This window comes from Micromonospora sp. DT201 (assembly GCF_049841575.1).
GTDB lineage: Bacteria > Actinomycetota > Actinomycetes > Mycobacteriales > Micromonosporaceae > Micromonospora.
The window spans coordinates 43646-56391 of sequence record NZ_JBNCKP010000010.1; the positions used below are offsets into that span (position 1 = coordinate 43646).

Annotated in this window: 8 protein-coding genes and 1 pseudogene; 3 read left to right on the forward strand and 6 right to left on the reverse strand. The window is 68.3% G+C overall.

What is annotated here, in order from left to right:
• Positions 1 to 247: 247 nt before the first annotated feature.
• The 6 genes from ACLQ28_RS18180 to ACLQ28_RS18205 all read right to left on the reverse strand — a co-directional run bounded on the left by ACLQ28_RS18180 (position 248) and on the right by ACLQ28_RS18205 (position 8242).
• Positions 248 to 3337 (reverse strand): hypothetical protein, encoded by a 3090-nt coding sequence (locus tag ACLQ28_RS18180; RefSeq protein ID WP_425687462.1) that lies wholly within the window; start codon positions 3335 to 3337, stop codon positions 248 to 250.
• Positions 3334 to 3987: a hypothetical protein gene (locus ACLQ28_RS18185; RefSeq protein ID WP_425687463.1), complete on the reverse strand. Its 654-nt coding sequence runs from the start codon at positions 3985 to 3987 to the stop codon at positions 3334 to 3336. The genes ACLQ28_RS18180 and ACLQ28_RS18185 overlap by 4 nt, the downstream gene beginning before the upstream one ends.
• Positions 3984 to 4523, reverse strand: coding sequence for a hypothetical protein (locus ACLQ28_RS18190; RefSeq protein ID WP_425687464.1), 540 nt, complete (start codon positions 4521 to 4523; stop codon positions 3984 to 3986). The genes ACLQ28_RS18185 and ACLQ28_RS18190 overlap by 4 nt, the downstream gene beginning before the upstream one ends.
• Positions 4520 to 5737 carry a hypothetical protein gene (locus ACLQ28_RS18195; RefSeq protein WP_425687465.1) on the reverse strand — a complete coding sequence of 406 codons (1218 nt, stop codon included), beginning with the start codon at positions 5735 to 5737 and terminating at the stop codon, positions 4520 to 4522. Before ACLQ28_RS18195 ends, ACLQ28_RS18190 begins: the two co-directional genes overlap by 4 nt.
• Positions 5738 to 5840: 103 nt before the next feature.
• The gene (locus tag ACLQ28_RS18200) at positions 5841 to 6041 is read right to left on the reverse strand and encodes a hypothetical protein (RefSeq protein ID WP_026273626.1); all 201 of its coding nucleotides are present in this window, start codon (positions 6039 to 6041) and stop codon (positions 5841 to 5843) included.
• Positions 6038 to 8242 carry an N-6 DNA methylase gene (locus tag ACLQ28_RS18205; protein ID WP_425687466.1) on the reverse strand — a complete coding sequence of 735 codons (2205 nt, stop codon included), beginning with the start codon at positions 8240 to 8242 and terminating at the stop codon, positions 6038 to 6040. The genes ACLQ28_RS18200 and ACLQ28_RS18205 overlap by 4 nt, the downstream gene beginning before the upstream one ends.
• Before the next feature lie 406 nt (positions 8243 to 8648).
• Here ACLQ28_RS18205 and ACLQ28_RS18210 point away from each other — a divergent pair, with 406 nt between their 5' ends.
• The 3 genes and pseudogenes from ACLQ28_RS18210 to ACLQ28_RS18220 all read left to right on the forward strand — a co-directional run bounded on the left by ACLQ28_RS18210 (position 8649) and on the right by ACLQ28_RS18220 (position 12741).
• Complete coding sequence (locus tag ACLQ28_RS18210; protein ID WP_425687467.1) at positions 8649 to 10445, forward strand: helicase-associated domain-containing protein; 1797 nt, start codon at positions 8649 to 8651, stop codon at positions 10443 to 10445.
• A 16-nt stretch (positions 10446 to 10461) separates the two neighbouring features.
• Positions 10462 to 10728 (forward strand): annotated as a pseudogene (locus ACLQ28_RS18215) (DUF6933 domain-containing protein); the annotation flags it as partial.
• A gap of 612 nt (positions 10729 to 11340) precedes the next feature.
• Complete coding sequence (locus ACLQ28_RS18220; protein ID WP_425687468.1) at positions 11341 to 12741, forward strand: recombinase family protein; 1401 nt, start codon at positions 11341 to 11343, stop codon at positions 12739 to 12741.
• Positions 12742 to 12746 lie beyond the last annotated feature (5 nt).

Genomic DNA, 12746 nt, shown 5'->3' on the forward strand with positions numbered 1-12746 from the left:
CTGTGCTCGCTGCGGATGACCCAGCTCCAGTCGCTGTCGCTGAGCAGGCCCTCCGGTCGGCGGGGTGCCTCGCTCGGTTCTGCGGTGCGGAGCCGTGCAGAGCGTGGCCTCGGTCGGCCTCGGCTGTCGCGGGGGTAGCGGCCGCTGGGAGGCAGTGGTGCGTCGGCGACGAGGCCCGGATAGTCGCGGATCCAGCTCAGGGTGATCTCGGGATCCGGTTCCCTGTTAGTGGTGCCGTCGGTGTCGGTCATGTCTGCGGCTCCGGCCGGAACGAGGTCATCCAGTCGGAGAGCAGTTGCACCCGGGCGGTGTCGGCTTCGCTGCCGATGACGATCGGTGCCTGGTTGTACGGCATGACGTCGGACGGGCGGCGCAGCTTGATGTAGAGGCTGGACGCGCCGATCGCGTACCTCTCCATGTCGTCCTGCAGGGCGCCGACGACGCTGATCGCCCGGTCGCGGCCGATGTTCTCGAACAGGGCGACGGCGTCGCGGCGGTGTGCCGCGCCGAGGTTGCGGCCGAGTTCGTCGAGGACCAGCAACAGCGGCCGGTCCTGGGCGCCAGCGAGTGCTGCCGCGCAGACGAGCTTCACGGCTTTGTCGTCCATCTGGGCGGTGTTGCCGCGCAGCCGGTACGACGACGGCGGTTTACCCTCGCCGCGCCGCCACCGTGGGGTGATCGTCCACTGCCACGGCTTCTCCGGGTCGGCGGGTGCCTCTGGTTCCGGGAAGTCGAGGTTGCCGCCGTAGCCGCCGTAGGTCTGGTCGAGCCGGTCGAACTCGTCGGACACCTGCCGCAGCTTCGCCTTGATCGCTTTGGCGGTAGTCGACCGCAACGCCTCCGACGTTCGCCGAGCCTCGTCGAGCGCGGCCTTCGCTCCAGTCAGGGTGATCGTCTTCGCCTGCCGCTCCCGCTGGATCTGGGAGGCGTTCTCCCGGTCGACACGCTCATGATCGGTCAGGAAGTTCCCAACGATCCGCAACACATCGGGGATCAGCCGCACATATGCACCTCCGGTGCGCCGGTCGGCGCGTTGCTCGTCGACGACGCGCAGTTCCTCCGGCCGGTTCTGCTCCGGGTCACCGGGCGGAAAGCACGCGGCGCGCACCTCGTTGGCCAGCCGCGCGCACACCTCGTCCCACTCCGCCGGCGGCCGCATCGCCTCGCTCTCGTCGAGCGTGAGCAGGTGCTGCTCGGCGGTACCCACCGTTCCGGTCCACTGAGCGTTCAGGCGGGGAAGATCGAGATCTGTACGCTGCTGGAGCAGTGCACTCCACTGTCTGCGGTTCTCTTCGAGTTCCTTCTTCAGGGTGGCCAGAGTGCGGCTCGCCGTGTCGATCTGCTGGGCCCGGGCGGCTTTCTCACCGAGAGCGGCCTCGTAGCCGATCTTCGCCTGCCGCAACGGTCCGTCGAGTTTGCTCAGCTCCACTTCGATGGCGGAGTTGCGATCACGGAGCTTCGTCACCTTGCCTTGAACCGCACCAGCCTCGGCCTCGGCTTTAGCGCCACGCAGGTGCGCGTCAGCGCGGCTCTTGGTCCGATCGGCCTCACGGATCCCCTCGTCAGCCTCGTCGTCCTCGCCGGCGGCTTTCTCCAGTTGATCCTGAGCGGCTCGGATTCGGCCAGCGCGACCGGTCAGGGCCTCCGGGAGACCGGCGATCCCGTGCACACCAGCCACAGGATCGATATGACCGTCAGCACCGGCGCGCTCTGCCAACGCCGCGAGGAATCGACCCACCGGCAGGTCGGGATCCGCGGCGGCCGGCAGGCCTGGCCCGAGCAGGTGGTCGGCCGGGTCTGCTTCGACCAGCAAGCTTCCAGGTAACGCGGCCAGTAGTTGGACGGCTTCCTGAGCTTGGTGGTGAGCGACGGCGACCGCGTGCCGATAGGGCAGCAGCCGAGCTTCCCATACAGGCCGCTGCTGTTCGGTCAAGGAGATCGTGTCGACCAGCGGCGCAGCGGTGATGTCGTTCGCCCGTAGCAACCGGACCTGGGCGACCGCGACATCCTCACCCTTCTCCGCCGCCGACAGCGCCGCCTTGGCAACCCGCAGCGCGTGCTCGGTACGGCCTTTGATCCGCTCCGCTGCCTGAACCATTCTCCCTGCTTCGGCGATCTCTTCCTCGGCCTGTTCAACGGTGCGCCCGTCCGCGACGGCCGCGACGGCTTGAAGGGTCCGCAGCTGTCCACCGAGGGTTTCGATCGAGCCGACGTTCTGATTCTGCTCGACCTTCAGCGCGCTCTCAACGGCCTTCTGATCCTCGTACGTCTTGATCCGGGTTCGGCAGCTCTCGTCGAACGCCTTGTCGTCGGACAGCCGATGGACCTTCTCACCGGCTGTCTCGATCTGCGCGTCCAGTTCCTTGCGCCGACGCTCCTTCGCCTCGACGTCTTGGCCGATCCGCTCCGATTCGTGGAAGCCGTCAACCAGGTACCGGGCGCAACGGCTTCGCCAGCTGTCACGCGCCTCGGCCAGCAACGTCCGGGCACGCTCCCGTGAAGCGATGCCGTCCTCCACCACCTTCATCCGGTCGTCCCACAGCTCGTATTCCTCCTCGGCCCGCGCGGCCCGCCCGGCATGTTCGTACTCCTCGGCCCGGGACTTCTGTTCCTGTTCGATCTCGGCGGTCAGGCCGGTCAGCGCACCGATGGCCTCGAAGATCCGTTCCGGGGTCAGCTCGTTGAGCGGCTGGGCGAGCAGGTTCGCGGTCGGGCTGGCCCGTACCGAGGTAGACAGGAAGGACACACACCTGACCGTCGAGCCGTACAGGGTACGGGCGAGCCGGTTGGCGCGGATGTCGGTGCGGCCGTTGCTGCGCGGCAAAGCGTCCCACAGGCCATCGGCGCCACCGGCCCGCTCGTCCTCCGTGTCACCGAACGGCACGTGCAGCCGATGGGCCCACCGCAACTCCACGTGCGGGCTCTGCCGGTTGATCCGCAGCCACACCGTCAACGCCGACGCATCCAGCTCCTCCGCCGTGGTGGCCTGCGGCGGCACGAACACGCCGATCAGGTAGCCGCGGTCGGCGTTGGCGTGCATCGCCTCCTGGCCGGCGAGCTCGGCGGTGAACAGCAACTCAGCCGCTGCCTGCGCCCCCGACTGCAACCGCCATTGCTCGTCGGCGTGCAGCAGGCTCAGCCCGGCGATGAACGACGACTTGCCGGCACCGTTGGAATCCGAGGGCCCCTGTCCTGCCACGGTGATCAGCCCACGAGCGGTGATCGGCACCGGGTGAGTCGACAGCCGCGAGATGTTGACCATCTGGATGCCGGCGAGGACGCGCGCTCCGACGATGTCCTCGACGACTCCGTCCGACGGCACGGCTACAGACGTCAACGCTGCCCTCCCACGCGGTTGTGCCGGCGTTCCCGGATCGCTGCGGCCAGCGGATGGTCTGGTGCCGCAGCGAGAATCAACTGGTCCTGCAACTGCTCGCGGGCGGCCGGAGTCAGCCGCGACAACTGCGGGCCCGGGACGTATCCGCTGTCGTGGTCGCCGCCGCGAACCGTTCGGAGCAGCCCGCACGCGGTCAACCGGCCCAGGGCCGCTCTGACCTCGCCGACCGGCACCTTGCTGTCACGGCTGACGTCTTGCAACGTGGTTGGGTACGGGCTCTCCCAGGAGTCCGCAGCGATCTGCTCATCGCTGCGCGGGATCGCCACCGAGTAGACCAGCACCAGGACCAGAACGGCCCGGTCGGCGAGCGACAGCGGCTGCCACCCGGTCTCGGTGAGCTCAATCCGTACGGCGTCGTCGAACCCGGACGTGAAATGCAACTGGTCGACCGTCACCAGTGTCCGGCCGGTTCGGCGAAGTAGCTCTTCCAGCCGCTCACGGCTCGTCGCATCGCTCAGCGCGGGCAGGAACTGCCGGTGCACCGGGCCACTGCCATGCTCCAGCAGCGCGTACGCGGCTTCGACCAACTCCCGCTGCCGATCGGGCAACGTCCCGAGCACCTCTTCAAAGATCGAATTCGGGCGGTTCACGACCGCTCCGGCCCGTCCTCAGCGGTGTCGGGGATCAACCGCCACAACTCCCGAACAGTGCTCAGCTCCAGCGACCCGAAGGACGCGATCCGCGGACCGATCCGCACCGTGTCCGCTCCCTCCAGCAAGACCCAACCGGATACCGAAAGGCGCCGGAGCCCCGCGGACAGCAGTTGCTGACGACTCACCTTGTTGCGGCCCGGCACCAGCCGTTGCAACACCTGACCGACATGACCGGCCGAAGCCGGCAACCCGGGCCAAGGATCCGTCGCGGGATCAGGCCAGCAACACCGCAAAGTCGCGGCCAACACCCGCAGAGTTCCCTTGCTGTCCATCATCGAAGAGCCCGGCACCCCGTACTCCATCAGAACAGCCGGTCCCGCGCTGTCGGGCAGGTTCGGGATCAGCCACACCGCCCTGGCGTCAGCCTCCACCAGACGACGCAGCCCGGCCGGTGTCGGCCCACCAGCGGAGACCCGCTGCGGACCGCCGGACCGAATCCGCGCCCACCACAGGGCCGCATCACGCTCGTTCACGCCGCCTCCTGCTGGTCCCGGCGGAACCAGCCGTCGGAGACCCACGTCCGCGTGGACGTCACATCGACACGCCACCCATCACCCCAGGTCACCGTGTACGGCAGCTCCGGGCGTAGATGAATCGCGGTCACCTCCGACAACACACGCCGACCGGTCGGCCAGTCACCCGCGTCGGCGAGAAGCTGCGCCACCGTGACCACATCCCGCCCGGCAAGCAACTCCTCCGCGCGCTGAGCCAACAGCCTCGCCTCCGGGTCGACGTCGACTTCCGTCGGCGGAGGCTCCTCGTCGACACGCGGTCGCGGCGGCGGCACCCGGCCACTATCGGACTGCAGCCCTTCCTCCACCGCGTCCAGCAGATCGTCGGTGGTGAAGAACGGCTCCGGCGCGTCGAACAGCAAACCGTCCAGCGCCTGCGCCAGCCCCTCGGTACTGCTGTCCCGCGCGAACGTGCGCCACCGCTCGGTCGGCAGCAACCCCAGTGCACGGGTCTTACCGGCGTGCGCCAGCAGCCGCCCGGCCGCGGTGTTCAACGCGTCGCGATAGGCCGCCAGCGCCATCCGGAGCTGCGTGCACTCCGGCAACAACTGCGGATGCCGGTCCGCGGCCGCGTTGTGATACACCCGCGCCTTGTCGACCAGGTCGCTGTTACCCAGCAGCGGCTGCGCCTGCGTCCGCAAGGACTCGACCGTCGCCGACTTCGCCAACTGCATGATCGGATTCGCCAGCAGCCGGAAAACCGTCGTCATCTCCAGCAACTGCTCGCGCACCACCTCCGGGGTCGTGTCATCGTCGTCCAGCGCCAGCCGGGCCATCGACAACATCCGGTGCAGCTCCGCCTGGCCCCCGGTCTGCGACAACCGGCGCAGAAAGAGCAACATCACGTACGGCGCGAACGTCGCCTGGTAGAACATCTCGTGCGGCCGCTCGTTGATCCGGGTCACCGCACGGTACGACCGCAGCACCTCGAACCGGCGCCGGACCACATCCGCCGGCACCTCCGGACATGCAAGCACGGCCTGTTCGATCGTCATCCCGGCTGGCCCCGCGTCAGCGAACGCCTGCAAGATCGACTCGTCGACCCCGACCGAGTCCGCGTCGTCCACCATCGCGTTGGCGTTCCGCGCCAACACCGCGAAGACCTGCCGGTAGATCCCGAGAACAGCCGATTCGGCAGCGTAGTCATCGAACGTCAAGGCCGCTGCATCGCTCATAGGAGGTCGACAATATCGCGGCAAGCCAGCAAGCAGGAGAACCTGCGTACGCCAAAGCTACCGGATGCTCCCCCGGCCTTCGACTGCGAGATCATCGGGCAGCTCATAGGCCGCGAAGGTATTTGAGGACCTCCAGGACGAGTGTCATGGTCGCGCCGAAGGCCGCGCCGCCCGCGATCACCGCCGTGGAGGGGTCGGCTCCGCTGTGGTGGAACAGCACGGCTGCGACGACCCCGACACAGCCGGAAATCACTACGGCGACCGCGACAGACCGGTGTTCGCGGGAGAGGTTGCGTCTGGTCATCGGGCACCGCCAAACAGCCGGCGGACTACCACGTCGCGGGTCTCGGCGACCCGGGCGGCCAGGTCGCGCGCCGCCACGACCTCCTCGTCAAGTGCGCGTAGCGCTGCGACCAGCGACTGCTGCCGAGCCTGCGGCGGCAACGGGATCTTCATCGCCGCGACGTCCGCTGCGGTCACGTATGCGGTCACGGTAGCCCGTGCGAACGCCTTCATCCCATCCGTGCCCGCTGCGGAGCGCAGATATGCGTACAGGTAGTAGGGGTTGAGGACGTCGGGGTCTGAGACTCGCAGACGCAGCAAGTTTGTGCTCAGGAGCCAATTCGACTCGGTCGGCCGCACGATGGCGGGTGCCGTAAGTGCCCCGGTCCGCACGCATAGCACATCGTCGGTGCGTAGCCAGTAGTCCTCCAATGCCTTAGCGGTCGCTCGCGGGGCTCGCGGCGGTTTGTCCGCCACGATTCTCCCGTCACGCAGGTGCCGCGGCAGGACGATGGGGACTCCCTGCTCGTCGGATCGCTCTTCAGCTCGCAGCCGCGAGTATGAATAGCCCGCCTTGACGTCGCAGACGTCGCCAAGACGGACGATCTGCGCGCCGAGCGGCTCGGAAGCAACGACCGCTGCATCCTCGGCCGCCCTGCGGCAGTGGAAGGCCCGCGAGTAAGTCGCGCCCAGGCCGGCGCGGGCGGCGTCGGCGTCGGCGTCGGGGGCACGGAGCCCTATCGGGCCTGGTAGGTACTCCGCCGGGTTGAGCGAGTAGGACTCCGGCCGGATGACGGCCTTGGTGACGGCGGCACTCAGACCCTCGATGCCCGGGTGTGGCCGACCGGCCGCACGGTCGGCAAGGAACGATCGCCATGCTCTCAGGATGTTGGCCTGGCCTCCCTCATCGAGCAGCGTGCGGCTACCGCTTGACACACCGAGGTTCACCGCGTCGACGACCAGGATCGGCTGGTCCGTCCCGGGTGCCCGCCGGACGATCCAGACGCTGGTTGCAATGGACGTGCCGGCGTACAGGCCGGGTGGGAGGGCAATGACCGCTTCCACCATGGAATCGTCGACCAGCCGGCGGCGGATTTCCCGCTCGCGGGCATTGGCCGAGACGGCGGCTATCCGTGGCATGATGATTGCAGCCCGGCCATCGTCGCTCAACTGCTCGATGCAGTGCAGGAGCCAGCGAAAGGCGGATCGGGCTGGCGGTGGTGGGAATGGCTGCCAGTCGGTGTTGGGGCGCCGGTCGAGCCACGAATCGCTCCCGAACGGCGGATTGGCAAGGACGTGCGTGACCGTTGCGCGCCGAGCTTGTGCCGCCAAACGCAGGTCGGCTGGTTCGCCTAGGGCCAGCAGGGTGAGTCCAGAGAGGCTCAGAGCCGCAGCATCGGGGCCGAGCCCGTGCAGCCGTAGGGTACCCGGCCGGGCCGCCACGTCGGCCGCAGCGATAAGCAACTCGCCAGCTCGCAAGTACGGGTCGTAAACGGACTCGGCAGAATGGTCGATCACTGCCTTGGCAAGGAGGGCCGCAACCGTGCGCGGGGTGAGGAAGCCGCCCGGGGGCAGGGCGGCCTCGTACGCGTCGACGAGGGTGTGCACGTTCGCAGCGCCGAGTTCCGAGCTGCCGGACATGAGTCCCCGGACCTCAGGGACGCCTTCCGGGGTCAGCCGCCGCAGTGCGGCGAAGACCTCGGGCGAGACGCCGTGACGCCGCGCCGCCTTCCCGGCGGTTGTCGCGATGCGGTCGATGAGCCATCGCGCCCCTTCGGCCCCTGCATTCGGCGCGATTAGATCGTTCAGCCCGGCCCAGCCCTGCGGGTCCCGCTCGCGGAGAAAGATCAACGTGAGGCGCAGAATGAGGTTGTCGATCTCGACGGTCGTGGGATCGCCGGGCAGGTTCATGCCAGGCATGTGGCTGGGCGTCGCCGCGGCGAGGCTCCGCAGGATCCGGTCGGCGTAGCTGCACTCGGTCCCGTCGTCGGCCGCGCGAATCGAGCCGTGTACCTGGCGGGACTCGAGCCACTCCAGCACCTCGGGAAGCGCGAAGCGGTTCTCCCCGACGGGACGTGGGAAGTCGCGGCGCTTGGCCCATGAGGTCACCGCCGCGCGGCTGACCCCGGCCAGCCTGGCAATCTCCGAACGTGTGACTTGCTGCATCTCTCTCCCCGGCCATCGCAAGTGGACTTGATCGAAGGTAGAGGACACCGGGGACACCGGCAACCGTGAGCACCCACAGATGCTCACCCGCCTTTTCGTTGACAGAAAGCCACGACAAGGGTTTTCTAGGGCCTGGACCGCAGAGAACGGGCGCTGAAAAAACTTCGTTAACTCTCCAGGTGTTAACCCACCAAAGGACTGGGTTGCTGAAACGATAGGTGACGCTTCGCCGCGTTCAGCCCGCTTCGTGGCAGTGGGGCCGGCCGGCCCCGCCCATGCGGAGCGGCTGGAGACCGTTCCCGGCCGCTCCGACATTCGACTGTCGGAGGTACGGCCTCGGCTTGGAACCACCGGCGGCGAGCCAGGTCGCCGGGCTCAGGTTGGCGGCTGGCGGGTCGCGTCACGCGGAGACGGTTTCGTGGGGTTGGATTCAGGGCGTCGCCGTGTGTCTGGGAGCGCCGCCGTGAATCCGTATGATCAGCTTGCTGGCCTTGACCTTCCGACCCTTCAGGTGTTGGAGGCGGCTCTGGCGTTGGGTGGCCTGCTCACCGAGGCGGAGGTGTCGGCGTTGGTCGGTGCCGACGCGACGCCATACCTGCAGCGTGCCGCCGATGCGGGGCTTGTCGCGCGGCTGCGGGGCCGGCTCACGGTAAACGGCGTACTGCGGGAGGTCTTCGCCCGTCCGCTGGGTGTCGGCCCGGCCGCTGCACAGCTCGCCGCCGTGTTGAACGTCGATGATCTGAAGGTCGTGGCACGCAACCTGGGGCTGCCCACGAAGGGCCGCAAGGCGGACTTGCTGGAGGCGGTGGCGGAGTTCTTCCTCGACATGGAAAACGTGGACGCTCTGGTCAAGCGGATGCCGGCCGCGACGCGGAGGGTGTTGGAGGAGGCTGATCGCGACGGTGGACGGATCCGTCGCCATGGCGGAAGCGGCATTGCACACCGGAGCCGGTACACGAGCCGCTATCGGCAGGTGCATCCGCTGGATTGGGCCGAGGAGCACGGGCTGGTCTACCGGGTGACCTGGGAGGACTATCAGCTGGCGGGTCAGGTCACGCTCGCTTTGCGAGGGGCGGACTACCGGGTGCCGTTCCAGCCGCAGGAGCCACCGGTTGCCTGGCATGCGCCGGATCCCCCGGCAGTGCGCCGCGACGCCCAGGCGCAGGGCATTGCCGTGGTCGGGCTGCTGTCGGCGCTGCTGGACGGGGCTGGACGTGAGCCGCTAGTCACGGTCAAGGCCGGCGGCGTGGGCGTGCGCGAGCTGACCCGGACGGCGAAGACGCTGGGAGTGACGGTTCCGACCGTGCGGCTGCTGCTAGCGGTCGCCCAGGGGGCCAGGCTGGCCGACCTCGGCGACCGCGTGGTCCCGACGGCCGCGTACGACCGCTGGCTCAAGCTCGGTCTGGACCGGCGGCTCGCGGTGATGCTGAAGGCGTGGCGCGAGCTGGAATATCTGCCGTCGTCGCAGACTGGGCCGTGGGTTCCGGAGGACCGCCAAAGCTGGTCTCCGCAAGCCCGGATGGCCGTGCTGCGCGCGTTGGGTGACAGGGCGACGACGGACCTCGAGCAGGCAGCGCAGTGGATGTGGTGGCGGCAGCCGCTGACCTTCGGCGGCACCACAACCGTGCGCCGCCTGCTGGACGAAGCCGCAACCCTGGGGATCCTCGGCGCGGGCGCTGTCAGCCCTGCCGGGCATGCGCTGCTGGCCGACACGGACATCGCCGAGGCAGTCGGCGACCTGGGTGGGGTCGCCCGTACCGCCCGGCTGCAGGCCGACCTGACCGCGGTCGTGGCGGGAACACCGAGCCCGGATCTAGCTGAGCTCCTCGGTGCGACCGCCGTCGTCGAGTCCCGCGGCACGGCCACGACCTGGCGCTTCAGCCCCGCGGCGGTACGCGGCGCGTACGACGCAGGCTGGACCGAGCAGCGCTTGTCCAAGGCCCTGACGAAGATCGCCGAAGGCGGACTGCCGCAACCACTGGTCTACCTGCTGGCCGACGTCGCCCGCCAACACGGGTCGGTACGGGTCGCGCCCTTGGCAAGCACCCTGGTCAGCGATGACACCGCGCTGCTGGCGCAGATCTGCGCCGACAGGCGGCTGGACAAGCTCAACCTGCGTCTGCTCGCCCCGACCGTGCTGGCCAGCCAAGCCACCACGGCTGACACGATGGCCGCCCTGCGCAAAGCCGGCTACGCGCCACGCCAGCAGAACGCCGACGGCCGCGACGTCATCGAGAAGGCCCGCCGCCACCGCGCCTGACGGGCTGGAGAGCACCATGCTGATCGTACGCGCGACCAAGAAACTCCTCGATCACACCCACCCGCCTCGGGCTGTCGAAGGAGACCACGACACGACCCTGCTGGGCCCGTGGTACGCCACCGCGCTGTTCTGGCGGCCCCGGCTGGCGCTGCTGGTCAACGAGCGAACCCTGCTACCGGTCCTGCTGCCCCTGGCACCAGCGCGCAGCCTTCCCGCCCGCGTCCCCGACGAGATCGCGACGGTCCTCGACGCCCACCAGGTGCCCAGGGCCTTCATCGCCGACGAGCTACGGCAACGCCGAAGTTACCTTCACGAGCCGCGTGCGACTGGAGTGGCACTTCGTCTACCACCCGGGGATGAACTATCTCGACCTGCTGTACGCGGGCGCGTCCGAGCTGATGCCGACCAACCCGCACTACTAGGCACGGGCTAGGTGTGCTGTCCGGGGAGGTCGGTTGAGGTTGTGTGACGACACGCTTTGATGTCGTAGGTAGGTGAAGGCCTCCGGTTGTGGAGTGGAGCTGTCGAGGAACCGCTCCGCCAACCAGGAGGCCTTCATGTCCCACGCTAATGCTGCTTTGACTCCTCGCGCACGACTGCGCCTGGCGCGCCTGATCGTGGATGAGGACTGATCAGTCGCTGCGACGCTGAATCTCAACAAAGCCAGGTACCACCTCGGCGAGATGTTCGGAGAGCTCGCGCACCGCCGGCTGACGTGCACGGATAGGCCGCTAACCGCGCGTCACGCATTGTCCCCGTCGGTCGAGCGGATGCTCGGTATGCCAACACAGTGCACAGACCGACTGCCACCAACTCCGGTCCGACAGTCCTTCGACCAGCGCCGGCGGACTGCTTGTCCGACTCGACCGCGAAGATCCTTCGTAGAAATATCGGCGTGTCGGACAACCAGCGTGACGATCTCGAGGATCCCCTGACTCGATGGCTCAACGGGCAGCCGCAGGCCGACCCGCAGCTGCCTACCGAACGGCGGCGTGGTCTGCGGTTTGCGTTCTACGGTCGGATGTCGACCGTCGAGCACCAGGACCGGGTGACCTCCCGGCACTGGCAACGGGACTGCGCCACTGAACTCGTCGCCGCTCACGGGGTGATCGTCGCCGAGTACTTCGATGTCGGCTGCTCTCGCCGCCGCGGTTGGTGGCAGCGTCCGCAGGCCGGCGCTCTGCTGGCCGCGCTCGACGATCCAGATCGCGGATTCGACGCGATCGTGGTCGGCGAGTACGAGCGGGCGTTCTCCGCCAATCAGCTGCAGCACCTGGCTCCCGTGCTTGAACAGCACGCTGTGCAGCTCTGGCTGCCCGAGACGGACGGGCCTGTTGATCACCACAACCCGACCCACCAGGCGCTGATGATGATGCTGGGCACCCAGTCGAAACGTGAGGTGCAGCGCGCCCGGTTCCGGGTCGTCACGGCGATGCGGGCCCAAGCGCGGGAGCAGGGACGGTATCTGGGAGGCCGGCCGCCCTACGGCTACCGACTCACCGACGCCGGCCCTCATCCAAACGCCGCCCAGGCGCGCTGGGGTCGCCGGCTTCAACGCCTCGAACCGGATCCGGCCACGGCCGGACACGTGCGGTGGATGTTCGCTCAACGCCTGGACGGCCAGAGTCTCGCCAGCATGGCGCGCGCCCTCAACGACGCCGGCATACCGTGCCCGTCGGGCGTCGATCCCGACCGCAATCCACACCGCAGTGGCGACCGGTGGACCCTACGAACGGTCGCGGCGATCCTCACCAATCCGCGCTACACGGGTCGGCAGGTCTGGAACCGGCAACCCGCGCACAACGACACCGCCGCTAGCCGCAGGGAGAGAGAACCGATCCGGCGGAACCCGACCGTGGACTGGGTGGTCTCCACGCAACAGGCTCACACCGCGCTGGTCAGTGAGCAGGACTTCGTCGCCGTCCAGGCCGTCCGCTCCCACCGCAGCGCCCACGACGGCACCACCCGCCGCTACCTGTTCACCGGCCTACTGCGCTGCGGACCATGCGGCCGAAGATTGGAGTCTCACTGGATCAACCAACGCCCCGGCTACCGATGCCGCCACGGCCACACCAGCACCCAACAGCCCACCGACCGCCGACGCAAGATCCTCTACCTCAGGGAAGACCACATCATCGCAAGACTCACCGACCATCCCCGCCTCCCCAGCGGGATCCAGACCCCACATGACCTGGTCGCACTCCTGCACAAGAGGAAGATCACCATCGTCTGCGACCAGGAGCACTGCACACCAACCACAGAAAGATCCGCGCAGGCCAACCTGCGCGGATCTTGATCAAT

What these genes read in the sequence shown, in the direction of transcription:
- ACLQ28_RS18200 (WP_026273626.1), bottom strand. Translation starts at nt 6,041, where the DNA reads ATGACCAGACGCAACCTCTCCCGCGAACACCGGTCTGTCGCGGTCGCC.
- ACLQ28_RS18195 (WP_425687465.1), bottom strand. Translation starts at nt 5,737, where the DNA reads ATGAGCGATGCAGCGGCCTTGACGTTCGATGACTACGCTGCCGAATCG.